Origin of the sequence: Streptomyces sp. NBC_01363, from assembly GCF_026340595.1 — a bacterium.
Classification (GTDB): Bacteria; Actinomycetota; Actinomycetes; order Streptomycetales; family Streptomycetaceae; genus Streptomyces.
Window position 1 is genome coordinate 160577 of the sequence record NZ_JAPEPF010000001.1, and the last position, 24131, is coordinate 184707.

Annotated in this window: 23 protein-coding genes; 12 read left to right on the forward strand and 11 right to left on the reverse strand. The window is 70.0% G+C overall.

From position 1 onward, the window contains the following. Positions 1-231 precede the first annotated feature (231 nt). Complete coding sequence (gene snpA, locus OG611_RS00720) at positions 232-909, forward strand: snapalysin (protein ID WP_266414460.1); 678 nt, start codon at positions 232-234, stop codon at positions 907-909. 199 nt (positions 910-1108) lie between these two features. Here snpA and OG611_RS00725 read toward each other — a convergent pair whose 3' ends face one another. The 3 genes from OG611_RS00725 to OG611_RS00735 all read right to left on the reverse strand — a co-directional run bounded on the left by OG611_RS00725 (position 1109) and on the right by OG611_RS00735 (position 4575). Continuing rightward, entirely contained in the window at positions 1109-1783 is a 675-nt protein-coding gene (locus tag OG611_RS00725) for a DUF6304 family protein (protein ID WP_266414463.1), read from the reverse strand. Positions 1784-1934: 151 nt separating this feature from the next. Continuing rightward, positions 1935-2990: a family 2 encapsulin nanocompartment cargo protein polyprenyl transferase gene (locus tag OG611_RS00730; RefSeq protein ID WP_266425413.1), complete on the reverse strand. Its 1056-nt coding sequence runs from the start codon at positions 2988-2990 to the stop codon at positions 1935-1937. A 178-nt stretch (positions 2991-3168) separates the two neighbouring features. Continuing rightward, positions 3169-4575 carry a family 2B encapsulin nanocompartment shell protein gene (locus OG611_RS00735; protein WP_266414465.1) on the reverse strand — a complete coding sequence of 469 codons (1407 nt, stop codon included), beginning with the start codon at positions 4573-4575 and terminating at the stop codon, positions 3169-3171. Between the two features lie 176 nt (positions 4576-4751). Here OG611_RS00735 and OG611_RS00740 point away from each other — a divergent pair, with 176 nt between their 5' ends. The 4 genes from OG611_RS00740 to OG611_RS00755 all read left to right on the forward strand — a co-directional run bounded on the left by OG611_RS00740 (position 4752) and on the right by OG611_RS00755 (position 8193). After that, a complete protein-coding gene (locus OG611_RS00740; protein WP_266414467.1) occupies positions 4752-5201 on the forward strand; it encodes an Rrf2 family transcriptional regulator in 450 nt (149 codons plus the stop codon). Between the two features lie 122 nt (positions 5202-5323). After that, positions 5324-6514 carry a globin domain-containing protein gene (locus OG611_RS00745; RefSeq protein ID WP_266414469.1) on the forward strand — a complete coding sequence of 397 codons (1191 nt, stop codon included), beginning with the start codon at positions 5324-5326 and terminating at the stop codon, positions 6512-6514. A 137-nt stretch (positions 6515-6651) separates the two neighbouring features. Continuing rightward, complete coding sequence (locus tag OG611_RS00750) at positions 6652-7242, forward strand: N-acetylmuramoyl-L-alanine amidase (protein WP_266414471.1); 591 nt, start codon at positions 6652-6654, stop codon at positions 7240-7242. A 33-nt stretch (positions 7243-7275) separates the two neighbouring features. Further along, entirely contained in the window at positions 7276-8193 is a 918-nt protein-coding gene (locus OG611_RS00755) for a 1-aminocyclopropane-1-carboxylate deaminase/D-cysteine desulfhydrase (RefSeq protein ID WP_266414474.1), read from the forward strand. Here OG611_RS00755 and OG611_RS00760 read toward each other — a convergent pair. Then, positions 8166-9770, reverse strand: a complete 1605-nt coding sequence (locus OG611_RS00760) for a Na+/H+ antiporter (protein ID WP_266414476.1) — start codon at positions 9768-9770, stop codon at positions 8166-8168. The genes OG611_RS00755 and OG611_RS00760 overlap by 28 nt on opposite strands. 57 nt (positions 9771-9827) lie before the next feature. On the opposite strand from OG611_RS00760, the gene OG611_RS00765 reads away from it, so the two are divergent. The 3 genes from OG611_RS00765 (at position 9828) to OG611_RS00775 (ending at position 11682) form a co-directional block, all read left to right on the forward strand. Then, positions 9828-10088, forward strand: coding sequence for a UBP-type zinc finger domain-containing protein (locus OG611_RS00765; protein ID WP_266414478.1), 261 nt, complete (start codon positions 9828-9830; stop codon positions 10086-10088). 230 nt (positions 10089-10318) lie between these two features. After that, positions 10319-10732, forward strand: coding sequence for an anti-sigma regulatory factor (locus OG611_RS00770; protein ID WP_072483809.1), 414 nt, complete (start codon positions 10319-10321; stop codon positions 10730-10732). Between the two features lie 23 nt (positions 10733-10755). Continuing rightward, the gene (locus OG611_RS00775) at positions 10756-11682 is read left to right on the forward strand and encodes an RNA polymerase sigma factor SigF (protein WP_124717376.1); all 927 of its coding nucleotides are present in this window, start codon (positions 10756-10758) and stop codon (positions 11680-11682) included. A gap of 90 nt (positions 11683-11772) precedes the next feature. Here OG611_RS00775 and OG611_RS00780 read toward each other — a convergent pair whose 3' ends face one another. Then, positions 11773-12150 carry a hypothetical protein gene (locus OG611_RS00780; RefSeq protein WP_266425417.1) on the reverse strand — a complete coding sequence of 126 codons (378 nt, stop codon included), beginning with the start codon at positions 12148-12150 and terminating at the stop codon, positions 11773-11775. Between the two features lie 240 nt (positions 12151-12390). Here OG611_RS00780 and OG611_RS00785 point away from each other — a divergent pair, with 240 nt between their 5' ends. Both OG611_RS00785 and OG611_RS00790 read left to right on the forward strand, forming a co-directional pair. Then, on the forward strand, positions 12391-13359 hold the full coding sequence (locus OG611_RS00785) for a diacylglycerol kinase family protein (protein WP_266414485.1): 969 nt from the start codon (positions 12391-12393) through the stop codon (positions 13357-13359). A gap of 319 nt (positions 13360-13678) precedes the next feature. Continuing rightward, a complete protein-coding gene (locus OG611_RS00790; RefSeq protein ID WP_003953983.1) occupies positions 13679-13936 on the forward strand; it encodes a WhiB family transcriptional regulator in 258 nt (85 codons plus the stop codon). Between the two features lie 218 nt (positions 13937-14154). On the opposite strand, the gene OG611_RS00795 is transcribed toward OG611_RS00790, so the two are convergent. Both OG611_RS00795 and OG611_RS00800 read right to left on the reverse strand, forming a co-directional pair. Continuing rightward, the gene (locus tag OG611_RS00795) at positions 14155-15621 is read right to left on the reverse strand and encodes a PAS domain-containing sensor histidine kinase (RefSeq protein ID WP_266425420.1); all 1467 of its coding nucleotides are present in this window, start codon (positions 15619-15621) and stop codon (positions 14155-14157) included. Between the two features lie 364 nt (positions 15622-15985). After that, positions 15986-17056, reverse strand: coding sequence for an SIS domain-containing protein (locus tag OG611_RS00800; protein ID WP_266414487.1), 1071 nt, complete (start codon positions 17054-17056; stop codon positions 15986-15988). A gap of 196 nt (positions 17057-17252) precedes the next feature. Between OG611_RS00800 and nagB the strand changes: the two genes are divergently transcribed. Continuing rightward, a complete protein-coding gene (nagB, locus tag OG611_RS00805) occupies positions 17253-18038 on the forward strand; it encodes a glucosamine-6-phosphate deaminase (protein ID WP_266414489.1) in 786 nt (261 codons plus the stop codon). Positions 18039-18160: 122 nt separating this feature from the next. Here nagB and OG611_RS00810 read toward each other — a convergent pair whose 3' ends face one another. The 4 genes from OG611_RS00810 to OG611_RS00825 all read right to left on the reverse strand — a co-directional run bounded on the left by OG611_RS00810 (position 18161) and on the right by OG611_RS00825 (position 22910). Beyond that, positions 18161-19702: a glycoside hydrolase family 3 protein gene (locus tag OG611_RS00810; RefSeq protein ID WP_266414491.1), complete on the reverse strand. Its 1542-nt coding sequence runs from the start codon at positions 19700-19702 to the stop codon at positions 18161-18163. Positions 19703-19709: 7 nt separating this feature from the next. Beyond that, complete coding sequence (locus tag OG611_RS00815) at positions 19710-20540, reverse strand: carbohydrate ABC transporter permease (protein WP_266414493.1); 831 nt, start codon at positions 20538-20540, stop codon at positions 19710-19712. Next, positions 20537-21529: a carbohydrate ABC transporter permease gene (locus tag OG611_RS00820; RefSeq protein ID WP_266414495.1), complete on the reverse strand. Its 993-nt coding sequence runs from the start codon at positions 21527-21529 to the stop codon at positions 20537-20539. The genes OG611_RS00815 and OG611_RS00820 overlap by 4 nt, the downstream gene beginning before the upstream one ends. Positions 21530-21626: 97 nt before the next feature. Further along, entirely contained in the window at positions 21627-22910 is a 1284-nt protein-coding gene (locus tag OG611_RS00825) for an extracellular solute-binding protein (RefSeq protein ID WP_266414497.1), read from the reverse strand. 279 nt (positions 22911-23189) lie between these two features. Here OG611_RS00825 and OG611_RS00830 point away from each other — a divergent pair, with 279 nt between their 5' ends. Beyond that, positions 23190-23954: a GntR family transcriptional regulator gene (locus OG611_RS00830; RefSeq protein WP_266425422.1), complete on the forward strand. Its 765-nt coding sequence runs from the start codon at positions 23190-23192 to the stop codon at positions 23952-23954. Positions 23955-24131 lie beyond the last annotated feature (177 nt).

Consider the following 24131-nt stretch of genomic DNA (forward strand, 5'->3'; position numbering starts at 1 on the left):
AGGGCGGCGGGCGACTTTCGCACCAGACTCCCCAATCGCACCAAAGTCCTTTAATTCACCTGGAGTTGGTGGACCCTTCGGCGGCGGTACCGAGTTGGCGATAGCCCGGTGCTATCGCCGGTTGACATCATCCGCCGCGGCTTCCGCTCCCCGACACTCTCTCCGTACCGCACCCGTCCGAGTCCGATCATCGGACGGGTTCATCTGACCGGTAACGGTAGGAGACCCCCCATGAGACACCCCAGGACCGTCATGTCGGCCGTGGTCGGCCTCGGCTTCGGCCTCGCGGCCGCGCTGGGCACGGCACCGGCGATCGCCTCCTCGGCCCCCGCCGCAGCACCCGTCACCACCACGTCGGACGTCCGGGCGGGCTACACCGCCTACGCCGGGTCGCACGAGAACGCCGCCGCGAACAAGGCGTTCTTCGAGGCGGTCGCCAAGTCCGTGGCGAAGAAGCGGGCGGCGAACCCCGGCGCCCAGTCGGTCACCGTCGTCTACAGCACCGCCAACGCGCCGAGCTTCCGCACCCAGATATCCAACAGCGCGCAGATCTGGAACAGCTCCGTCTCCAGCGTCCGGCTGCAGGAGGGCTCGAACGCCGACTTCACCTACTACGAGGGCAATGACTCCAGGGGCTCGTACGCGAGCACCGACGGGCACGGCAACGGATACATCTTCCTGGACTACGCGCAGAACCAGCAGTACGACTCGACCCGCGTCACCACGCACGAGACCGGGCATGTGCTCGGCCTTCCGGATCACTACTCCGGTCCGTGCAGCGAGCTGATGTCGGGCGGCGGCCCCGGCCCGTCCTGCACCAACCCGTATCCCGACGCGAACGAGCGAAGCCAGGTCAACTACCTCTGGCAGAACGGCTTCGCGGCCGCACTCGCGCGCAGCGCCTCCTGACCCCGGTCCGGACGCATCGCACCATCGGGGCCACCTCGTAGGACGGGGTGGCCTCTGCGCCCTGCCCACCGGCTTCCGAACGCGGTACGGGTCAGGTGGCACAGCACCACGCCGCCTTCCCGGACCGGACCGGGCCGGGCCGAGCCCACGGACCGACTGCCGGGCCGGGCAGTCGGTCACGGCCCGGGGGCCGGGTCGATCAGGCGTGTTCCAGCGGGAAGGCGCCGCGGTGGCCCGTACCGGCACCCTGCTCCGGGCGGGGCTCGTACTCGCGGCAGCTCCAGATCTCCTGGACGAATCCCGTGCGCCGGTCCCACAGGTCCAGGACATCGCCCTCACCGGCCGCTCCGCGGTAGGCGTCCTTGGCGCCCCGGAAGCAGGCCAGGCCGCCGGACAGTCCGCGCACCGCGGCCGGGGCCGGGAAGTAGTCCGAGAAGGCGCAGGCGATGCAGGTCTGGAGACGCACGCCGGGCGGCAGGGCGCGCTGGATCGTGGCGAGCGCGGACGCGAAGTCGTTCTCGGCGCGATGGGACGTGTAGGCCGCTCCGCCGAACTGCAGCTCAAGGCTGAGATGCGAATCGGGGCGGCGCAGCGACAACAGGCAGCTGAGCGTGGCCTGGTGGACGGCTCCCTCCCAGATGACCGGGAGCGGGAGGTCCCACTCCAGGACGCAGTCGCTCAGCGCACCGTCCACCAGGGTGAACCGGTCGTCGGCCGGTGGCGTGCCGACAGCCGGGGTGAGGCCGTCGAAGCTCGCACCCTCGAAGTCGATGCCCCTTGTCCGGAGGCGTAGTTGCTGTCCGTCGGTGGTGAGGACGACGGCGTCGGAACCCTGTCGGTCCCGGTACCACCCCGCCCACGACTCATCTGTCATGGGCACGGACTGTAGCCCGTGCCCATGACAGTCGCCCTCTCGCCCTCCGTTTCGGCTCACGGGCCTTGTGACCTCGGCACCTTGTTCCGTTCTCCTTCCTCCGCCCCCTTCACCGTTCTCGGCTCCGTGCCCTGCTCTCCGCTCCCCGCTCTCAGTGCGTCCGGCGGGTGACGAACTCCGCCAGGGTCAGGAGGTCGCCGGCGCCGGCGAGATCGGGGACCGCCCGGGACAGGTGGTGGACCGCGCGGGCCATCCGGTCCGCCGCGGCGATCTGCGCCCAGTCCCGGCCGCCGGCCCGCTCGACGGCGTCGGCGGCGCTGCTCACCTCGCCGGGTGTGTTCATCGATCCCCGGTAGAGCGTGTCGAGTTCGGCCGCCGCCGGGGTGCCGGAGGTCAACGCGGCGACCACGGGGAGGGACTTCTTGTGGGCGACGAGATCCGCCCCGACCGGCTTCCCGGTCCGTGCCGGGTCCCCCCAGATGCCGATCAGGTCGTCGATCAGCTGGAAGGCGAGGCCCGCCTCCCGGCCGAATCCGTCCATCGCGCCGACCGCCCGCTCCCCCGCGCCCGCGTACAACGCGCCCAGCGCGCAGGCGCAGCCGAGCAGGGCGCCGGTCTTGGCGGTGGCCATGGTCAGGCACTCGTCCAGCGTGACCTCGTCGGGGCCCCGGTCCTCGAAGGCGCAGTCGGCCTGCTGGCCCGCGCACAGCTCGATGACGCAGGTCGAGAGCCGTGCCGAGGCGAGGGCCCCGGCCGGGGACGGATCCTCGGCGAGCAGCCGCTGGGCGAGGGCGAGCATGGCGTCGCCCGCGATGACCGCGTCGGGGATGCCGAAGACCGCCCAGGCCGTGGGCCGGTGCCGACGGGTCCGGTCCTCGTCGATGACGTCGTCGTGCAGCAGGGTGAAGTTGTGGGCCAGCTCCACGGCGACGGCTGCCCGTACCGCCTGTGCCGGGTCGCCGCCCAGTGCGCGGGCGGCGGCGAGGACCAGTGCGGGTCTGACCGCCTTGCCCGCCGGTCCCGAGGACGGGCTGCCGTCGGCCTCCTGCCAGCCGAAGTGGTACATCGCGACGCGGCGGATCGATCCGGGCAGGGATTCGACGGCGGCGCGCAGTTGGGGATCCACGAGGGCCCTGGTCCGCTCCAGGAGGACCTCGGCCTCCTGGCCCTGCGCCGCGGGGATGGGCGGGTCGTCGGCGCCCCGCATCGCGGGGACGGCCGGGGCACCGACGGGTGGGGCGTTGCCGCCCGGGGCCCGGGGTGTGGGTGGTTGGGGTGCGTGATGGGTCTTCACTGGGGCGTCCTCCCGAGGCCGCCCCGGGCACGGCTGCCCGGTGGCGGAGGTTGACGGGGGCCCGGACATCGTCGTCCGGGCCCCCGAGGGGCTACCGCCAGCGGCTGACCTCGACGTTTTCCAGTACGCCCAGGGCGTCCGGCACGAGGATGGCCGCGGAGTAGTAGGCCGTCACCAGGTAGGAGATGATCGCCTGCTCGTCGATCCCCATGAAGCGGACCGAGAGGCTGGGCTCGATCTCGTCGGGGATGCCGGACTGCTGGAGTCCGATGACGCCCTGCTCGGCCTCACCCGTCCTCATGCAGATGATCGACGTGGTCCGGGCGTCGGTGATCGGGATCTTGTTGGACGGGAAGATCGGCACCCCCCGCCAGGCCGGCACGTGGTGTCCGCCGATGTCGATGCTCTCCGGCACCAGGCCGCGCCTGTTGCACTCGCGGCCGAATGCGGCGATGGCCCTCGGGTGGGCGAGGAAGAGCTTCGAGCCGCGGCGGCGCGAGAGCAGCTCGTCCATGTCGTCGGGGCCGGGCACACCGTCGTGCGGCTGGAGGCGCTGCCCGTAGTCGCAGTTGTTGAGCAGCCCGAACTCGCGGTTGTTGATCAGCTCGTGCTCCTGGCGCTCGCGCAACGCCTCGACCGTGAGCCGCAACTGCTGCTCGGTCTGGTTCATCGGCTGGTTGTAGAGGTCGGCGACCCGGCTGTGGACCTTCAGCACGGTCTGGGCCACGCTCAGTTCGTACTCCCGCGGCGCCGCGTCGTAGTCGACGTACGTGTGCGGGACGACGGCTTCGCCGACATGGCCGGCGGAGAGGTCGATCGCGGCCTCGCCGTACTTGTTGGTGCGCTGCTCCGGGATGCTGAGCAGTCCGGCGAGATGTTCGCGGAGCGAGTCCGCGCGCTCGGCGAGGTTCAGCACGTCCGCCCGGCTCAGCTTCAGCACCGTGCAGGCGGTGACGGCACGGGCCGTGTACTCCCAGACGGCGTCGCCGTCGACCAGGGCCTGGTCCCCGAAGTAGGCCCCGTCGGCGTGGACCCCGAGCACCGTCTCGTCCCCGTAGGGGCCGGTGCCGACCCTCTCGACCTTGCCGTGCGCCAGGAGGTAGACGCTGTCCGCCGCGTCCCCCGACGCGGCCAGTACCTGTCCCGCCGCGATCTCGCGCTGTTCGCACCGCCGGGCGAGCTCGCCCAGCACCTCCTCGTCGCGGAAGTCCCGCAGGGCGGGGAGCTCTCCGAGCTCGGCGGGGATGACCGCGACCCGGTCACCGGTCTGCACAAAGGTCACCCTGCCGTCCCCGACCGAGTAGCTCAACCTGCGGTTCACCCGGTAGGTACCACCTTGCACCTGCACCCATGGCAGCATCTTCAGCAGCCACCGCGAGGTGATCTCCTGCATCTGCGGGGCGGACTTGGTGGTCGTCGCGAGGTTCCGCGCCGCTGCCGTCCCCAGACTCTGCTGCGGCGGCACCGACGCGTTCTGAACCTCTTCACCAACGGACATCTGTGGTCCTCTCGATTTCGGCTGACCTGCGAGAAGGAGCCTTTCAGCACGGAGAGCGCCCGCGCCATTACACAAAAGAGTGTGACTAATCGGCTTTGGGCTGGGCACCACGCACAGCGATGCCCGCGTGACACTTTAATTTGCATCCTCGATGCAACTTATCTACGGTGATTGTCATGCGGCTGACGAGATTCACCGACGTGGCGCTGCGCGTACTGATGCGCCTCGCCGTCGCGGAGAACGAGGACCCGCCGACCACCCGGGAGGTGGCGGCCACCATGCAGGTGCCGTACACCCACGCCGCCAAGGTCGTCGCCAAGCTCCAGCACCTCGGCCTCATCGAGGCGCGACGGGGCCGCGGCGGCGGGCTCAGCCTCACCGGAGCGGGCCGCTCCGCCTCGATCGGCGAGCTCGTCCGCGAACTGGAGGGGCCCGGCGACGTCGTCGACTGCGAGGGCACCACCCCCTGCCCGCTGCGCTCGGCCTGCCGGCTGCGCGGCGCCCTGCGCCGCGCGGAGGAGGCCTTCTACGCCGCCCTCGATCCGCTCACCATCACCGAACTCGTCGCATCCCCCACCGGACCGCTGCTGATCGGCATCAGCCGCGGCCGCCCGGACACCGGCTGAGCCGCCACCGACCACACCACGAGCCCCACGCCCGGCCTCGCTCCACCCGGTTCGGCGCTGCCCGGTTCCACCCTGCCCAAAAATACGAATCTCAAATACCAATTAACATCGAAGGAGTCCCGATGCTCTCCGAGGCGTCGACCACCACCGTCCGTGCCACCCTCCCCGCCTTGGGCGCGGCCGTCGGAGACATCGCCGATCTCTTCTACCGCAAGCTCTTCGACGCCCACCCCGAGCTGCTGCGCGACCTCTTCAACCGCGGCAACCAGGCGTCCGGCGCCCAGCGGCAGGCCCTCGCGGGCTCCATCGCCGCCTTCGCGACCCAGCTGATCGAGCACCCGGACACCCGCCCCGACGTGATGCTCGGCCGGATCGCGCACAAGCACGCCTCGCTCGGCGTCACCGCCGCCCAGTACGACGTCGTGCACACCCACCTGTTCGCCGCCATCGCCGAGGTGCTCGGCGACGCGGTCACCCCGGAGGTCGCAGCCGCCTGGGACGAGGTCTACTGGCTGATGGCCGGCGCCCTGATCTCGATCGAGGAGCGGCTGTACGCACAGCAGGGCGTCGTCGCCGGCGACGTGTGGCGCGAGTGGGAGGTGGCCGCCCGGATCGAGGAGACCGCCGACGTCGCCACCTTCCAGCTCCGCCCGGCCGACGGAGCGCCCGCGCCCGCCTTCCGGCCCGGCCAGTACGTCTCCGTACAGGTGGAACTCCCCGACGGGGCCCGCCAGATACGCCAGTACAGCCTCTCCTGCGCCCCCGGCTCGCGGCTCCGCTCGATCACCGTCAAGCGGGTGCACGGCGGCGGCTCGCCCGACGGCGAGGTCTCCCGCCATCTGCACATCGAGGTGGCGGCCGGTGACGTGCTGCGGGTCTCCGCCCCGTACGGCGATCTCGTGCTCGACTCCACCGACGCACCGCTCCTGCTCGCCTCCGCGGGCATCGGCTGCACCCCGATGCTGTCGATGCTGGAACACCTCGCGGCGACCGGCCACCGCGCCCCGGTCACCGTCGTGCACGGCGACCGCTCCCCCGCCACCCACGCGATGCGCACCGACCACGCCCTGCTCACCGGCAAACTCCCCGACGCCGCCGCCCACTTCTGGTACGAGGACCCCGAGACCGGCCACCCCGCCACCGGCCAGGTCGATCTGAGCGGCCTCGCCGTCGCCCCCGGCACCCACGCCTATCTCTGCGGCCCCCTGCCCTTCATGCGCGCCGTACGCACCCAGTTGCTGGCCAAGGGCATCCCCGCTGCCGACATCCACTACGAGGTGTTCGGCCCCGACATGTGGCTGGCACAGGGCTGAATCCGGCCCCCTGCTCGCGGAGTTGACCGGATCGGATCGCACACAGTCCGAACAGCCGCCGAAGGGATGGCCCGGAGAGCGACATTCCGGTAAAAGCGGATCAAGGCTGCTTCCCCCCACGTACGAAGGAGACGGCCATGTCCTCCCCCATGTCCGCGAGCAGGTTCCTGGAAGTCCTGATGAACGAGGGGCTCACCGTCGTCCAGGTCGGCGACTGGCGTACCCACAACCGCGACCACAAGGGCCCCTGGGGCCCGGTCAACGGCGTGATGATCCACCACACGGTCACCGAGGGCACCGAGTCCACCGTGCGCATCTGCCGTGACGGCTACCCGGACCTGCCCGGCCCGCTCTGCCACGGCGTGATCGCCAAGGACGGCCGGGTCCATCTGGTCGGCTACGGCCGCGCCAACCACGCCGGACTCGGCGATGACGACGTACTGCGCGCCGTCGTCGCCGAGAAGCGCCTCCCGGGCGACAACGAGGCCAATACCGACGGGAACAGGCACTTCTACGGCTTCGAGTGCGAGAACCTCGGCGACGGCAAGGACCCCTGGCCCGACGTCCAGCTCGAAGCCGTCGAGAAGACCGCCGCCGCGATCTGCCGTCACCACGACTGGGGCTCCCGCTCGGTGATCGGCCACAAGGAGTGGCAGCCGGGCAAGGTCGACCCGCGCGGCTTCACGATGGACTCCATGCGGTCCCGGATCCACGAGCGCCTCAAGTGACCGGTGCCCGCCCGGCCCGGCGACAATTGCGGCATGCCCTCCGAAGCTCTCGACCTCTCCCGGCTGCGGCCGGTGCTCCCCTCGCCCCTGCGGCCGGTCGAGGACGAGCGCTTCGCACGCCACGGCGTACGGCTGCTGCTCAAGCGCGACGATCTCATCCACCCCGACCTGCCCGGCAACAAGTGGCGAAAGCTCTCCCTCAATCTGCGGGCCGCCGCCGGGCGCACCGTGCTGACCTTCGGCGGCGCGTACTCCAACCATCTGCGGGCCACCGCCGCGGCCGGGCGGCTGCTCGGCTTCCGCACCGTCGGGGTCGTGCGCGGTGACGAGCTGGTCGGCCGCCCGCTGAACCCCTCGCTCGCCCGGTGCGTCGCCGACGGGATGACTCTGCACTTCATGGACCGCGCGACCTACCGCGCGAAGGGTGATCCAGAGGTCCTGGCGGGGCTGCTGAGCGCCTTCGGGGAGTGCTGTGTCATCCCGGAGGGCGGCAGCAACGCCCTGGCCGCACAGGGCTGTACAGAGCTGGGGCGCGAGTTGCGTGGCCGGGCCGACGTGGTCGCGGTGGCCTGCGGCACCGGGGGCACCCTCGCCGGTCTCGCCGTCGGCCTCGCGCCGGGGCAGCGGGCGCTCGGCGTCCCGGTGCTGCGCGGCGGCTTCCTCGGGGACGCGGTGCGGGAACTGCAGGAGGAGGCCTTCGGCGGCCCGGCCGGGTCGTGGGCCCTGGACGAACGCTTCCACTTCGGCGGCTACGCCCGTACGACTCCGGCCCTGCACGCCTTCGCCGACGACTTCGAGCAGCGGCACGGCCTGCCCGTCGAGCGGCTCTACGTCGCCAAGCTGCTGTACGCGCTCACCGAACTGGCCGAGGAGGGTGCGTTCCCTGCGGGAACCACGGTCGCGGCGGTCGTCACGGGCAGCCCTCAAGGAGCGCCCGACTCCTCCCGGTAGGCCGCCGCCTCCTCCAGGTCGAGCCGTCTGAGCAGCGTCCGCAGCATCTCGTCGTCGATCCGCCGCTCGTCCCGCAGCGTCACGAAGACCGAGCGCTCGGCCTCGATCATCTCCCTGGCCAGGCGCCGGTAGGTGTCGTCCGCCGACTCCCCGGTCACCGGATTGGCCGCACCCAGCCGCTCCCACACGGCGTTGCGGCGGCGCTCCAGAACGGCGCGCAACCGGTCGGCGAGGGGTCCCGGCAGCTGGTTGCGGTCATCGGCGAGCAGCTCCTCCAGCCGCGCCTCGGCAGCCGCGGAGGCCTCGCTCTGGGCCTGCGCCTCGGCCAGCGTCTCGGCCTTCGCGTCGCGCCCCGGAAGCTTCAGGACCCGCACCAGCAGCGGCAGGCTGAGCCCCTGGACGACCAGGGTGCCGATGACGGTGGTGAACGTCAGGAACAGCACCAGGTTGCGGGCCGGGAAGGGGCTCCCGTCGGACATGGCGAACGGGATGGAGAAGGCGATGGCGAGCGAGACGACCCCGCGCATCCCGGCCCAGCCGACGATCAGCGGCGCCGTCCAGTTGGTATCGGGCTCGCGTTCCCTGATCCGTTTCGACAGCCACCGGGGCAGATACGTCGCCGGGTAGACCCAGATGAAGCGGACCACGACCACGGCGAGGAAGACGAGCACCGCGTACCGGGCGGCTTCACCAACGGCGTACGCGCCGAGCCCCTTCAGCACGAAGGGCAGCTGGAGCCCGATCAGCGCGAAGACCGCGGACTCCAGGATGAACGCGACCATCTTCCAGACCGCCGCCTCCTGGAGCCGGGTCGCGAAGTCCACCTGCCAGGACCGGTGCCCCAGATAGAGCGCCACGACGACCACGGCGAGCACCCCGGAGGCGTGCACGCGTTCGGCCGCCGCGTACGCCACGAAGGGGATCAGCAGTGACAGCGTGTTCTGCAGCAGCGCCTCTTTGAGGTGGGTGCGGAGCCAGTGCAGCGGCACCATCAGCACCAGGCCGACCACGACGCCGCCGACCGCGGCGAGGAAGAACTCGCCGATCCCCGCGCCCCAGCTGATGCCCTCGCCCACGGCGGCGGCGAGCGCCACCTTGTACGCGGTGATCGCGGTGGCGTCGTTCACCAGGGACTCGCCCTGCAGGACCGTCGTGACCCGGCCGGGCAGCCCGACCCGGCGCGCGATCGCGGCGGCCGTGACCGCGTCCGGCGGGGCGACGACCGCGCCGAGCACCAGCGCGGCGGTGAGCGGCAGGTCGGGCACCAGGCGGTACGCCAGCCAGCCGACCGCGACGGTCGCGAACAGGACGTAACCGACCGAGAGCAGCGCGACCGGCCGGAGATTGGCCCGCAGATCGAGGTACGAGCTGTCGACGGCCGCCGTGTAGAGCAACGGCGGCAGCAGCAGCGGCAGCACGACGTGCGCGTCCAGGGTGTACGTGGGCACCCCGGGCAGATAGGAGGCGATCAGGCCCACGGCGACGAGCAGCAGCGGGGCCGGCACCGGGGTACGGCGGGCCGCCCCCGCGACCGCCGTACTGGCCGCGACCAGTCCCACCAGCGGCAATACGTCCATTCCACGGTCCTCGCATCCGCATTTCCCGGTCCACGCATCCGTCGTAACCTGACAATCATGAGTGACTGCCCTCACGTGTCCGGACTGCCGCGCCCCGAACCGGCCCCGCTCAGCGAGACCTGTCCGGGCTGCCTCGCGGCCGGCACACACCCCGTGCAGCTGCGGCTCTGCCTGGTCTGCGGCCATGTCGGCTGCTGCGATTCGTCGCCCCTGCAGCACGCCACGGGGCACTACAAGGAGACCGGTCACCCGGTGATGCGGAGCTTCGAGCCCGGCGAGAGCTGGCGCTGGTGCTTCGAGGACGGTTCGATCGTCTGACGTCTGGGTACGTCAAACCGGCGCCGGTTGTTCGTAATTGACCGCCGCAGACCTCTAGCCACTGTGTGTACTCATGGGTTTACCATGAGTGACAGCCATGGGCTGGGGCTCTGGCGACACGGCATCATGGGTCGCGATAGCGTCGCGGACCAGAACCGAAGACGTACCACATGGCTCCGGGGCACCCTTCCCGGATCCTCGAAAGAGTTTGTGCCACCTTGGAGGTGAGGGTGTCCCAGATCGCAGGCGAGCCCGGGAATCAGGACTTCGTAGAGGTCCGGCTGCCCGCTGCGGGTGCCTACCTGTCGGTGCTGCGTACGGCCACGGCCGGTCTCGCAGCACGCTTGGACTTCACTCTCGACGAGATCGAGGATCTTCGCATCGCGGTCGACGAGGCTTGCGCGATCCTGCTTCAGCAGGCCGTGCCGGGCTCCGTCCTCAGCTGCGTCTTCCGGCTCGTCGAGGATTCTCTCGAAGTCACGGTGGCCGCCCCCACGACGGACGGACGGGCACCGGAGCGCGACACCTTCGCCTGGACGGTGCTCTCCGCACTGGCCGGGAAGGTCGACTCCTCGGTGGCCGACGACCGTACGGTCAGCATCAGCCTCTACAAACAGCGCGGCGCGGGACCCGGGCCGGCGTGAGCAACGGGAACGGGGACGGTCCTGTGCGGGACGAAACGATGCGACCAGGGGTGGTGCGCGCAGCAGGCATCCCGGAACAGCAGGCCCTGCCCCATCCGGTGGACGGGGCGGACGGGCCTGTGGGCCGTACGGTCGCGGTGGAGCAGTCGCAGGCGGAGCGGGCAGGCCAGATGAGCGAGCACGGGCACCACGATCCACACGACCGCAGCGGGGCGCGGGCGCTGTTCATCGAACTGCGCGCGCTGCCCGACGGGTCGCCCGAGAAGGCTGAGCTGCGCAATCGGCTGGTGCGGATGCATCTGCCGCTCGTGGAGCATCTGGCCCGCCGGTTCCGCAATCGCGGCGAGCCGCTGGACGACCTGACCCAGGTCGCCACGATCGGCCTGATCAAATCGGTGGACCGGTTCGACCCGGACCGTGGCGTCGAGTTCTCGACGTATGCGACCCCGACGGTCGTCGGCGAGATCAAGCGCCACTTCCGCGACAAGGGCTGGGCGGTCCGGGTGCCGCGCCGGCTCCAGGAGCTGCGGCTCTCGCTGACCACGGCCACCGCCGAGCTCTCCCAGCAGCACGGCCGCTCGCCGACGGTCCACGAGCTGGCGGAGCGGCTGGGCATCTCCGAGGAAGAGGTCCTGGAGGGCCTGGAATCGGCGAACGCGTACAGCACGCTCTCGCTGGACGTGCCGGACACGGACGACGAGTCCCCCGCGGTCGCGGACACGCTGGGTTCCGAGGACGAGGCGCTGGAGGGCGTCGAGTACCGGGAGTCGCTCAAGCCGCTGCTGGAGGACCTGCCGCCGCGCGAGAAGCGGATTCTGCTGCTGCGCTTCTTCGGCAACATGACCCAGTCGCAGATCGCGCAGGAGGTCGGCATCTCGCAGATGCACGTCTCGCGACTGCTGGCCCGCACGCTCGCGCAGCTGCGCGAGCGGCTGCTCGTCGAGGAGTAGCGGGCAGGGCCGCTCGCGGGCGCGGGCCCTCCCGTGCCCGCGGCCGTCCGGTGCCGCCGTGCCGCTCCGCCCGGACATCGGGCGGTCGGCTCAGCCCTCCGGCGTGGTGCCCGGCCGGCGGATGCCGAGTGCCTCGATGGTCGTCGGCCTGACCAGCTGGTAGAGCGCCGTCAGCGTCACCGCGGCGAGAACGATCCCGGCCGGGATCAGCACGCCGTGCGACCTCAGCAGCGTCCAGGCCACCGGGAGCGCGATGATCTGCGTGATGAGCGCGGGGCCGCGGCTCCAGCTGCGCCGCCGCAGCAGACCACGGGCGGCGAACAACGGGATCAGGGCGAGCGCGATCAGCGTCAGACCGCCCGTCTCCGCCTGCTGCGGGCTCTCGGGGCGTCCGAGCAGACCCATGACCAGCATGTAGATCCCGCCGATGGCCAGCGCCGCCCCTTCCAGGGCGGTGAGCGCGGCCACGAGAGTGATCCTGCTCGGCTTCGCCGGTTCGAGCCTCGGCGAGGGCGACGAGGCGGGCGTGTTCTGCTGAGTACTCACCCTTGCAGGTTGGCATCCCGGCGCCGCGAAAGCGAAGCCGGGGTCGCAATCGGTACGGGAACGGACGGCCGGCCCGCCCCGCAGCACCCGGGTCGTCACCGAGCGTGAATGCCATGGGGTGGGACTTCAGAGTGATACCGCGCGGTAGGTAGTCTGGCGGTCATGCGCGCACTCCTCGTGGTCAATCCAGCTGCTACCACCACCAGTGCGCGGACGCGTGACGTGCTCATCCACGCGCTGGCCAGCGAGATGAAGCTGGAGGCCGTGACCACGGAATACCGGGGCCACGCCCGGGACCTGGGGCGGCGCGCCGCGGATGCCGACGACATCGATCTGGTGGTCGCCCTGGGCGGCGACGGCACGGTCAACGAGGTCGTCAACGGTCTCCTCCACGACGGCCCCGATCTGGATCGCCTGCCGAGCCTCGCGGTGGTTCCCGGCGGCTCCACCAATGTCTTCGCGCGCGCCCTGGGCCTGCCCAACGACGCGGTGGAGGCGACCGGCGCGATCCTGGACGCGCTCGCCAACCGGACCGAACGCACGGTCGGCCTCGGACTGGCGGCCGGCACCCCCGGCACCGAGGACGAGTCGGTCCCGGAGCGCTGGTTCACCTTCTGCGCCGGACTCGGATTCGACGCGGGCGTGGTCGGCCGGGTCGAACAGCAACGCGAACGCGGCAAGCGTTCCACGCACGCGCTCTATGTACGTCAGGTGGTCCGGCAATTCCTCGACGAGCCGCACCGCAGACAGGGCGTGATGACCCTGGAGACCCCCGGGCACGAACCGGTCACCGACCTGGCACTGTCCATAATTTCCAATACCGCGCCCTGGTCCTACCTGGGCAATCGTCCGTTGTACGCGTCACCGAAGGCCACTTTCGACACCGGCCTGGACGTGCTCGGACTGAAGCGGCTCTCCACTCCGGCGGTCGCCCGTTACGGCACCCAGCTGCTCACTTCGAGTCCGGAGAAGGGCCCGTCCGGCAAGCACGCCGTTTCACTTCATGACCTCACGGACTTCACCTTGCATTCAAAGGTGCCGCTGCCTTTCCAGATGGACGGCGACCACCTGGGAGTGCGCACAAGTGTGACGTTCACAGGCGTACGCCGTGCACTGCGTGTGATTGTGTGAGTAGAAGGGACCAAAGTCCTTTAACTCGAACGTTTGGGCTGGGCTCCACCCCATAGAAGTACGGCTGTGACCTAGTCGACACCGAGGAATCAAAAAAAAGTTTCCAGAAGGGGTTGTATCCGCCGCTGAGGTTTGCGAATCTCTACATGGCGATCGGGACGGCCCGCAACACCAGCCTCCACTGAAAGCCAGAACCCCTCCTCACTGCACAGGACCACAACCAGTTCATCTGGGCGTCGGCCCATCACCTGCGGGGGGATTCGTGAAAGCGTTCACATTCACAAGCACCAGTATGTAATACCAAGGAGAGGTAGCAGCCATGGACTGGCGTCACAACGCCGTTTGTCGTGAGGAAGACCCCGAGCTGTTCTTCCCCATCGGCAACACCGGTCCTGCGCTGCTGCAGATCGAGGAAGCCAAGGCCGTCTGCCGTCGCTGCCCCGTCATGGAGCAGTGCCTGCAGTGGGCGCTCGAGTCCGGCCAGGACTCCGGCGTCTGGGGTGGCCTCAGCGAGGACGAGCGCCGCGCGATGAAGCGCCGTGCCGCTCGCAACCGGGCGCGTAACGCCAGCGCCTGACCGACGCCACCGCTACGAGCCTCAGCCAGGCGGCGCGTACAGAGCGTACGCACAACCCCGCCCCCGAGTCGCAGCGCGCAGTACCCCCGAAGCGCATGCATGAACAGTGAGCCCGGACCGTGACAACGGTCCGGGCTCACTGCTGTGTTCATGGCCGCGTTCATGCCGCCGCCCATCCGTCCACGCGGGCGAACGGACGAACAGGCGGACCGGAAGGGCTACTTCTCGGACCGGACCGGGATGTCGAGCACGACCTGGGTGCCGCGCTCGGGGGCCGGGACCATGCCGAAGGTTCCGCCCAACTCGCCTTCCACCAGCGTCCGGACGATCTGCAGCCCCAGATTGCCGGCGCGCTGCGGGTCGAATCCCTCGGGCAGACCGCATCCGTCGTCCTGGACCGTGATCAGCAGTCGCGTCCCGGCGGAGGAGCCGCCGCGCACCGCGGACACCTCCACCGTGCCGGACTCGGCGAGCGTGAAGGCGTGCTCCAGGGCGTTCTGCAGGACTTCCGTGAGCACCATCGCCAGCGGCGTGGCCACTTCGGCGTCGAGGATGCCGAAGCGTCCCGTCCGGCGGCAGGTGACCTTGCCCGGTGAGATCTCGGCGACCATCGCGATGACGCGGTCGGCGATCTCGTCGAATTCCACCCGCTCGTCCAGATTCTGGGACAGCGTCTCATGGACGATGGCGATCGAACCGACGCGCCGTACCGCCTCGTTGAGCGCCTCGCGGCCCCGTACGGAGTCCATCCGCCGAGCCTGGAGCCGCAACAGGGCGGCAACGGTCTGGAGGTTGTTCTTCACCCGGTGGTGGATCTCCCGGATGGTGGCGTCCTTGGTGATCAACTCACGTTCGCGACGGCGGAGTTCGGTGACGTCCCGGAGCAGGACCAGGGAGCCGATGCGGACGCCCTTGGGCTTGAGCGGGATCGCCCGGAGCTGGATCACCCCGCCCGCGCACTCGACTTCGAACTCCCGGGGCGCGTAGCCGCTGGCCAGCTTGACCAGGGCCTCGTCCACCGGACCCCGGGAAGGGGCGAGTTCGGCGGTGATCCCGCCCAGGTGCTGGCCGACCAGGTCGGAGGCGAGGCCGAGCCGGTGGTACGCGGACAGGCCGTTGGGGCTGGCGTACTGGACGACTCCGTCGGCATCCAGCCGGATCAGCCCGTCGCCGACGCGCGGCGAGGCGTCCATGTCGACCTGCTGGCCGGGGAAGGGGAAGGACCCGGCGGCGATCATCTGGGCCAGGTCGGAGGCCGACTGGAGGTAGGTGAGCTCCAGCCTGGACGGGGTCCGGACGGTGAGGAGGTTGGTGTTGCGGGCGATGACCCCGAGGACCCGGCCCTCCCTGCGTACGGGGATCGACTCGACCCGTACCGGCACCTCCTCGCGCCACTCCGGGTCGCCCTCGCGCACGATCCGGCCTTCGTCCAGCGCCGCGTCCAGCAGCGGACGCCGGCCGCGCGGCACCAGATGCCCGACCATGTCGTCCTGGTAGGAGGTGGGGCCGGTGTTTGGGCGCATCTGTGCCACGGACACATAGCGGGTGCCGTCACGAGTGGGGACCCAGAGCACGAGGTCGGCGAAGGACAGGTCGGAGAGCAGCTGCCACTCCGAGACCAGCAGATGCAGCCACTCCAGGTCGGTGTCGCTGAGGGCTGTGTGCTGGCGGACGAGGTCGTTCATGGAGGGCACGTGTGCGAGCGTACCCGCGGATGGGCAATGGTTCCGAACCGAACGACCTGGCCGCGCGTGCAGAGGGAGGAGGCCGGAAAATTGCGGCTCTCCTATGGATGGACACGAGTGAATGGTCTAGTCCACAATGCTGAAGACAGATCTTCCGCTCTCCCCGCACAGGAGGGCGGATCGAGGTACCGCGCTCTCTGCCCTGACCGCGTCGGTACCTCTCCCCGGCCGGGGGCACCGCACACCGCCGGCCGAACAGACCGTCCGTGATGGCCGGTCTTACTCCGGGCTGCGGTGCCGGACGGGCTGAGGGTCCCGTCCCGGCGCCGTGGCCCGCGGGTGTTCCCGGGGCCGTCCGCCGCGTTCAGCGGGTCTCGGTGACCTTGGCCAGGGCGCGGGGCGCGTCCGGGTCCTGGCCCCGGGCGATCGTCACCTCGTACGCCAGCATCTGCAGCGGCAGGATCTCCAGGACCGGCTGGAGCTCCTCGGCGACCCCGGCCGTCGGCAGTACGAAGCCCGCGGACGCCGCCTCCACCTGGGCCTTCGGGCCGACCACGAAGAGGTCCGCGCCGCGTCCGCGCAGCCGGTCCAGGACCGGCTGGAGCGCCTCGCCGCCCCGGCCGTCGGTGACCACGGCGATCACCGGGGAGATGTTGTCGACCATGGCGAGCGGGCCGTGCAGCAGGTCGGCGCCCGAGTACGAGAGAGCCGGGATGTAACTGGTCTCCATCAGCTTCAGGGCGGCTTCCTTGGCGGTGGGGTAGCCGTAGCCGCGGGAGGTGATGACCATGCGCTCGGCGAAGCGGTAGCGCGACGCCAGGGCCCTGACCTCGTCCTTGCGGGCCAGGATCTCCTCGGCCCGCTCCGGCAGGACCTCGGCCGCCGAGCCGTCGCCGCCGGCCAGTCCCTCCACGAAGAGATAGAGGGACAGGAGCGAGGCGGTGTACGTCTTGGTGGCCGGGAGGGCCTTCTCCGGGCCCGCCAGGATGTCGATGTGGTACTCGGAGACGGCGGACAGCGGCGAGTCCCGGTTGTTGGTGACGGCCAGGGTGATCGCACCGGCCTCGCGCGCCGCCCTGGTGGACGCCACCAGGTCGGGCGAGCCGCCGGACTGGCTGACGGTGATGACGAGGACGTCCCTGAGGTCCGGCTTCGCACCGTACGCGGTGGTGGTCGACATCGAGGCGAGACCGCAGGGCAGGCCGAGCCGGATCTCCAGCAGGTACTTGGCGTACAGCGCGGCGTTGTCCGAGGTGCCCCGGGCGGTGAGCAGGACGAAGCGCGGCTTCCTCGCCGCGACGGCGGCGGCCACCTCACGGATCCCGGGGGCGCCCCGGTCGAGGATGCGCCGGAGCATCGCGGGCTGCTCGGCCATCTCGCCGGACATGATCCTGCCCGGCTGCTCGCTCTCCTCGGCCGGAGATGTGGCGGACATGTCGAGTGCCTCCCAGCGGGGTCCCGGTGCGTCGGCGGCGCCGTCCGGACCAGTCGACCACGCACGCCCGGACAGCCGCCAGCGGACCGCGTCCGGAACGGGCACATTCCCCGTGCCCGCCTTGCCGGGGTCTGCTAGATTGGAGACCGATTGGTCTATACCACCTGACTCAACTCTTCAGATCGGCAGGCCCCGCGTGGAAGTTGTCATCGTCCCGGACGCCAAGGCAGGCGGCGAACTCATCGCGGAGGCCATCGGCGCCCTCCTGAGCCGCAAGCCCGACGCCCTTCTCGGCGTTGCCACCGGCTCGACCCCGCTGCCCATCTACCAGGCGCTGGCGGCCAAGGTCCGCTCCGGCGCCGTCGACGCCTCGCGCGCCCGCATCTGCCAGCTCGACGAGTACGTCGGGCTGCCCGCGGGCCACCCCGAGTCCTACCGCTCCGTGGTGCTGCGCGAGGTCGTCGAACCGCTCGGCCTGTCCGAGGCGTCCTTCATGGGCCCCGACGGCTCCGCCGAGGACGTCCGGGCGGCCTGCCTGGCGTACGACCGGGCGCTCGCCGAGGCCGGCGGGGTGGATCTGCAACTCCTCGGCATCGGCACCGACGGGCACATAGGCTTCAACGAGCCGTGCTCCTCGCTCGCCTCCCGTACCCGGATCAAGACGCTGACCGAGCAGACCCGGATCGACAACGCGCGCTTCTTCGACAACGACATCGCACAGGTGCCGCACCACGTGATCACCCAGGGCATCGGCACCATCCTGGAGTCCCGTCACCCGATCCTGCTGGCCACCGGCGAGGGCAAGGCGGACGCCGTGGCGCAGACGGTGGAGGGGCCGGTCGCCTCGATCGTGCCCGCGTCGGCGCTCCAGTTGCATCCGCACGCGACGGTGGTGGTCGACGAGGCCGCGGCGTCGAAGCTGAAGCTGGCGGACTACTTCCGCGCCACGTACGCGGCGAAGCCGTCGTGGCAGGGGCTGTAGCCGTTCCGGACACGTAGAGAGGGCCGGGGCACCCGTGGTGGGTGCCCCGGCCCTCTCGTATGCCGTCGCGGGCCCGGTCGGGCGTGATGCGCCCCCGGCCCCGCATCACGCCCGACAGGCTCTCAGGCCGTCGGGCCGTCCGTGCCCCTGACGATGAGTTCCGCCGCCGCGAGGCCGCAGACGCGGGCCGCGCCGTGGGTGGCGATGTGCAGGGCGCCCCTGGGGGCCGCCTGCGGTACGCCCATCTCGACCACGACCGTGTCGGGGCGCTGTGCCACCAGGGCGTCGAGCGCCTCGCCCATCCAGGCGTGGCGGTGGACGTCGCGGACCACCACGACGATGCGCCGCTCCCCCGCCGCCCGCAGCACGGCCGCGACGGGCGCCTCGGTCTCGCTGCTGTACGTGTCGGTCCCGGTGCCCGGCAGCAGCCGGGCCAGCTCCGCGGCGACACCCCACGGAGTCTCGTCGCCGACGGCGATGTTCGACGCGGAGGTGAAGGCGGCGACGTACGCGGGCTCGGTCAGCGGTCCGGCGGAGCCGGTCGCCCGCACTGCCCGGCGGGCGGCGACCAGGCCGATGTCGGAGCCGATTCCGGTGCCGGGCGCGGTCCCCTCCCGCGTTGCCGCACCCGGCCCCGAACCGGATCCCTTGGCCTCCTGCGTCCAGGACGCGAGGGCACGTACCCGTGCGGCCGCGTCCGCGAGGCGCTCCTCGGCGAGTTCGCCGCTGTGCACCGCCCGGACCAGCGCGTCCCGCAGCCGGAGCACCGTGCCGTCGTCCTCCAGGCCGCCACCGACGCACAGCGCGTCGGCCCCGGCGGCGATCGCGAGGACGGAGCCGCGCTCGATGCCGTACGTCGCGGCGATGGCCTGCATCTCCACGGCGTCGGTGACGATCAGGCCGTCGTAGCCCAGCTCCCCGCGCAGCAGACCGGTGAGGATCTGCGGGCTCACCGTGGCGGGGCGGTCCGGGTCGAGCGCCGGCAGCAGGATGTGCGCGCTCATCACGCACTTGGAGCCCGCCGCGATGGCCGCCCGGAAGGGCACCAGCTCACGGGTGTGCAGGGTCTCCAGGTCCACGTCGATGCGCGGCATCGCGTGGTGCGAGTCGATCGCGGTGTCGCCGTGCCCCGGGAAGTGCTTGGTGCAGGCGGCGACCCCGGCGGCCTGCAGCCCCTCGATGTACGCGGCGGTGTGCCGGGCCACGAGCCGGGTGTCGGCGCCGAAGGACCGTACGCCGATGATCGGGTTGCCCGGGTTGGAGTTGACGTCCGCGGACGGCGCCCAGTTGAGGTTGACGCCGCACTCGGCGAGCCGGCGGCCGAGCTCCTGGGCCACCGCGCGGGTCAGGGCGAGGTCGTCGATGTGTCCGAGGGCGAGGTTGCCCGGGAACGAGGAGCCGGTGCGGACCTCCAGGCGGGTGACGTCACCGCCCTCCTCGTCGATCGCGACGAGGAGGTCGTCGCGCCCGGCCCTGAGCTGGGCGGTGAGCGCGGCCACCTGCTCGGCCGTCCGGATGTTGCGGCCGAACAGGGCGACGGAGGCGAGGCCTTCGTCGACCCGGCGCAGCACCCAGTCCGGGGCGGTGGTGCCGGTGAATCCGGGCTGCAGGACGGCGAGCGCGTCGCGGGTGACGGTGTCCGTGGCTGATATCAGGGTGGTCATGGGCGCGTTATCCCTTCACGGCACCGTCGGTGAGGCCGCTGACGGCCTTGCGCTGCAGGAAGACGAACAGGATGAGGATCGGGATGGCGAAGATCGAGGCCGCCGCCATGGTGGCGCCCCAGTCGTCACCGAACTGGCTCTGGAACTGGGAGAGCCAGAGCGGGAGCGTCTTGGCCTCGGGGTCCTTGTTGAGGATCAGGACCAGCGGGAATTCGTTCCACGCGGTGATGAAGCCGAAGAGCGAGGTGGCCATCAGGCCCGGGGCGAGCAGCGGCAGGATCACCTTGACGAAGGCCTGCGGGCGGGTGCAGCCGTCGACCATGGCGGACTCCTCCAGTTCCTTGGGCACCGCGGCAACGTAGCCGCGCAGCGTGAGGATCGTGAAGGGGAGCACCATCACCATGTAGAAGAGCGTCAGCGGGACCAGGCTGTTGAGCATGTCCGCGTCGCGGACCAGCATGTAGATCGCGATGACCATGACTTCCCACGGTGCCATCTGCGCGATCATGAAGACCAGGATCATGCCCTTGCGGCCCTTGAACCGCATCCGCGCCAGCGCGAACGACGCGAAGAGCGCGATGATCAGCGAGAAGGCCACGGCGAGCAGCGTGACAGTGAGCGAATTCCGGACCAGGGTCAGGAAGTTCGGTGCGTGGTACGCCGTCTTGAAGTGCTCGAACGTGACCTCGGTCGGGAACCAGACCGGCGTCTCGGTGATGATGTCGCCGGTCGGCTTGAACGCCGTACTGAACATCCAGTAGACGGGGAAGACCAGGGCGGCGAAGAGGACGATCGCCGTCGCGTTGGGCCAGATGCGGCCGAACAGTGAGCGCTTCACAGCTCGTCCTCCTCTTGCTTGAGAACGATGCGGAGGTAGTAGGAGGTCAGCCCCAGCATGATCAGGATGGTCAGCAGCGAGATCGCCGCGCCCATGCCGTAGTGCTGGTTGCCGACGCCCTCGACGAAGGCGTAGATCGGCAGGGTCTCGGTGAGGCGGTTGGGGCCGCCCTCACTGATGGTGAAGATCTGCGGGAACGCCTTGAAGACCCAGATGACTTCGAGGAACGTCGTGGCGTAGAGGAAGGGCCGCAGGAACGGGAACGTCACCGAGGTGAAGATCTTCCAGACGCCGGCGCCGTCGAGCGAGGCGGCTTCGTACAGCTCCTTGGCGATCGTCGTGGTCGCCGCGTACAGGTTGATCGCCACGAACGGGATGGACTGCCAGACGATCATCAGAGTGACCACGAAGAACGTGGAGAACTGCGATCCGGTCCAGTTGAAGTCGGCCATCGAGTGCCAGCCGAGCTTGTCCAGCACGTAGTTGACCACACCGAAGCGCGAGGCGAACAGCCACTGGAACACGGTGGACGCCGCCACGATCGGCATCGCCCAGGCGAGCACCAGGCCGACCATCAGGGTGAGCCGCATCTTCTTGCCGAGGCGGGCGAGCAGCAGTCCGACCAGGGTGCCGAGGATCATGATCAGGACGACGTTGACGCCGGTGAACACGATCGTGCGGAGCGTGACTCTCCAGAAGTCCTCACCGGTGAGGACCTCCTGGTAGTTCTTGAAGCCGTTCCACTCGGTGACATGCTGGATCAGCTGTCCCATATTGAGGTTCTGGAACGACAGCATGGCGTTCTTCACCAGGGGGTACCCGAGGAGGAGCGCCGTCACCGCGAGTGCGGGAATCATCAACAGGTACGGTGCCGCGCCGATACCCGGCTTCCGCTTGTTTCCCCCGTGCTGCCCGACGGGTGGTTTCCCGTCCTGCCCACGGACTGCGGCCGCCTTGGCCACATCCGAGGGATCGGTCTGCACTGCCATGCTCGCCATCTCTTCCAACAAAGCCCTACACGGAACGGTGCGTACAGCCGGGGCGGCGGGTCGGGACCCGCCGCCCCGGCGCGGGACGCGCTAGCGACTACTGCTGCTGGCTGAGGCGCTTGTTGAGCTCGCCCTCGACCTGCTTGGCGGCGTCGGCGGGCGACTTGCCCTGCAGGACCAGCGTCATGTAGGTCTTGATCGGGTTCGGCGGGTTCTCGACCGGCGCCCACTCCGGGATCAGCGGCGTGGTGCCACCGGACTTGGCGGCGGCCGGACCGGCGGCCTCGGCGGCGGGCTGGCCGACGGTGTACTTCTGCATGGCGTCGTTCTTCGGGGACCAGCCGGCCTCCTTGATGAGCGCGCCGTCGTTCTGCTCGGAAAGCGCGATCTTCAGGAATTCCTTGGCCAGGTCCTGCTTCTTGCTGCCCGCGGCCACGGCGAGGTTCGAGCCGCCGAGGAAGACGCCTTCGGGCTTGTCGGCGGTCTCACCGGGGATGGTGAAGAAGCCGATGTCGTCCTTGAGCTTCGGGTTGGCCTTGATGGCGGTGCCGGCCTCGTAGCCCATCGCGATGATCGCGCCGGTCTTGCCCTTGGCGAAGACCTCGGCCTGCTGCGGGGTGGCCTCGTCCTTGTCCTTGGGGGCCTTGGAGTAGGACTGGTACTTCTTGTACACGTCCATGGCCTCGGCGACCTTCGGGTCGGCCAGGTTGGAGACGTACTTGTCGCCTTCCTTCTTGACCGGCGAGACGTCCTTGCCGACGAGCAGGCCGTCGAAGAAGTACCAGTTCTGACCGGGCAGGTAGATCGGCTCGGCGTTGCCCTTCTTCTCGATGGCCTCGAAGGCCTTGAAGAGCTCGTCGCGGGTCTTCGGCGTCTCGGTGATACCGGCGTCCTTGAAGACCTTCTTGTTGTACATGACGACGCGGTTGCCCACGTACCACGGCAGGGCGTACTGCTTGCCGTCGTAGATGGAGGGCTGGTTGACGCCGTCGGCCCAGGCGGAGCCGATCTCCTTCTTCAGGTCACCGAGGTCGGCGAGGCCGCCGGTCTTGGCGTACGCCGGGGTCTGGGTGTTGCCGATCTCCAGGACGTCCGGCGGGTTGGACTCGGAGAGGGCGGTGGTGACCTTCTGCTGAATGCCGTTCCAGTCCTGGACTTCGATCTTCAGCTTGGCCTTGGTCTTCTTCTCGAACTCCTCGGTGACCGTCTTGGTCCACCCGTCCGGGTTCGAGCCGGACATCGTCCATACGGTCAGGGTCTGGCCCTTGTACGCGTCCGGACCGGCCTTCTTGCCACTGTCGCCGCCGTCGTCGGACCCACACGCCGCGAGGCCGATCATCATGCCCGCGACGCCGATCGCCGCGATGAGCTTGCGCTTCACGCCAAACCCTCCTCAGGGATACTGCAACCCCGCCCACCGCGAAGACATTCGACGAGTACTGCTGGGGCTGGACCTGGTCTTTAATGGTTTAGACCAGTACCGGGAGCTTGGCCTAGACCTTTAGGGGTGTCAAGGGTGTATAAGAAGTGCACTCGCGTCCGTTACAGGACCGACACCTAAGGGAGGGCGACCAGCCGTGACGGGACCGTGCCACCATGTGAGCCGCGACAGACGGAGGAGCCGGTGACGGCAGCAACGCAGCAGTCGGGAAGGCGGACCATGGGTGCCGACGGGGGCAGTACGGAGAACGAGACGGGCGCGGCCACGCGGACGGCGCGCGTCCCGAAGTACTACCGGCTGAAGCGACATCTGCTCGACATGACGGACACCATGCCGCCGGGCACCCCCGTGCCGCCGGAGCGGACCCTGGCCGCCGAGTTCGACACCTCGCGCACCACCGTGCGCCAGGCGCTCCAGGAGCTGGTCGTCGAGGGCCGGCTGGAGCGCATCCAGGGCAAGGGCACCTTCGTGGCCAAGCCGAAGGTCTCGCAGGCCCTGCAACTCACCTCGTACACCGAGGACATGCGCGCCCAGGGCCTCGAACCGGCCTCCCAGCTGCTGGACATCGGCTACGTGACGGCCGACGACACGCTCGCGGGACTGCTCGACATCACCACCGGTGGCCGGGTGCTGCGGATCGAGCGGCTACGGCTGGCCAGCGGCGAGCCGATGGCGATCGAGACCACCCACCTTTCGGCCAAACGCTTCCCCGCGCTCCGCCGTTCGCTGGTGAAGTACACCTCCCTCTACACCGCGCTTGCGGAGGTGTACGACGTGCGGCTGGCCGAGGCCGAGGAGACCATCGAGACCTCGCTGGCCACCCCGCGCGAAGCCGGCCTGCTCGGCACGGACGTGGGCCTGCCGATGCTGATGCTCTCCCGGCACTCGCTCGACGGACAGGGCGAGCCGGTGGAGTGGGTGCGCTCGGTCTACCGAGGCGACCGGTACAAGTTCGTGGCGCGCCTGAAGCGACCCACGGACTGACCCCGGCGCGGGGATGGACTCCAGCCGTCCCGCCCGTACGGAACGTCGCTCGCGGCCCCCGTGGAACGCACCACTCCACGGGGGCCTTTCGCATGTCCTGGTACGGACCAACTGCCGTACACCTGACGGATTTTCGAGCATACGTACCCGATCTGCGGACCGTTTCCGGACCGCAAT

Bases quoted from the DNA above. Each gene is read 5' to 3' on its own strand.
- OG611_RS00820 (WP_266414495.1), bottom strand. From the start codon at position 21,529: ATGGCAGTGCAGACCGATCCCTCGGATGTGGCCAAGGCGGCCGCAGTC.
- OG611_RS00755 (WP_266414474.1), top strand. From the start codon at position 7,276: ATGCCCTCCGAAGCTCTCGACCTCTCCCGGCTGCGGCCGGTGCTCCCC.
- snpA (WP_266414460.1), top strand. From the start codon at position 232: ATGAGACACCCCAGGACCGTCATGTCGGCCGTGGTCGGCCTCGGCTTC.
- OG611_RS00760 (WP_266414476.1), bottom strand. From the start codon at position 9,770: ATGGACGTATTGCCGCTGGTGGGACTGGTCGCGGCCAGTACGGCGGTC.
- OG611_RS00725 (WP_266414463.1), bottom strand. From the start codon at position 1,783: ATGACAGATGAGTCGTGGGCGGGGTGGTACCGGGACCGACAGGGTTCC.
- OG611_RS00810 (WP_266414491.1), bottom strand. From the start codon at position 19,702: ATGACCACCCTGATATCAGCCACGGACACCGTCACCCGCGACGCGCTC.
- OG611_RS00730 (WP_266425413.1), bottom strand. From the start codon at position 2,990: ATGCGGGGCGCCGACGACCCGCCCATCCCCGCGGCGCAGGGCCAGGAG.
- OG611_RS00750 (WP_266414471.1), top strand. From the start codon at position 6,652: ATGTCCTCCCCCATGTCCGCGAGCAGGTTCCTGGAAGTCCTGATGAAC.
- OG611_RS00830 (WP_266425422.1), top strand. From the start codon at position 23,190: ATGGGTGCCGACGGGGGCAGTACGGAGAACGAGACGGGCGCGGCCACG.
- OG611_RS00785 (WP_266414485.1), top strand. From the start codon at position 12,391: ATGCGCGCACTCCTCGTGGTCAATCCAGCTGCTACCACCACCAGTGCG.
- OG611_RS00740 (WP_266414467.1), top strand. From the start codon at position 4,752: ATGCGGCTGACGAGATTCACCGACGTGGCGCTGCGCGTACTGATGCGC.
- OG611_RS00745 (WP_266414469.1), top strand. From the start codon at position 5,324: ATGCTCTCCGAGGCGTCGACCACCACCGTCCGTGCCACCCTCCCCGCC.
- OG611_RS00765 (WP_266414478.1), top strand. From the start codon at position 9,828: ATGAGTGACTGCCCTCACGTGTCCGGACTGCCGCGCCCCGAACCGGCC.
- OG611_RS00790 (WP_003953983.1), top strand. From the start codon at position 13,679: ATGGACTGGCGTCACAACGCCGTTTGTCGTGAGGAAGACCCCGAGCTG.
- OG611_RS00800 (WP_266414487.1), bottom strand. From the start codon at position 17,056: ATGTCCGCCACATCTCCGGCCGAGGAGAGCGAGCAGCCGGGCAGGATC.
- OG611_RS00795 (WP_266425420.1), bottom strand. From the start codon at position 15,621: ATGAACGACCTCGTCCGCCAGCACACAGCCCTCAGCGACACCGACCTG.
- OG611_RS00735 (WP_266414465.1), bottom strand. From the start codon at position 4,575: ATGTCCGTTGGTGAAGAGGTTCAGAACGCGTCGGTGCCGCCGCAGCAG.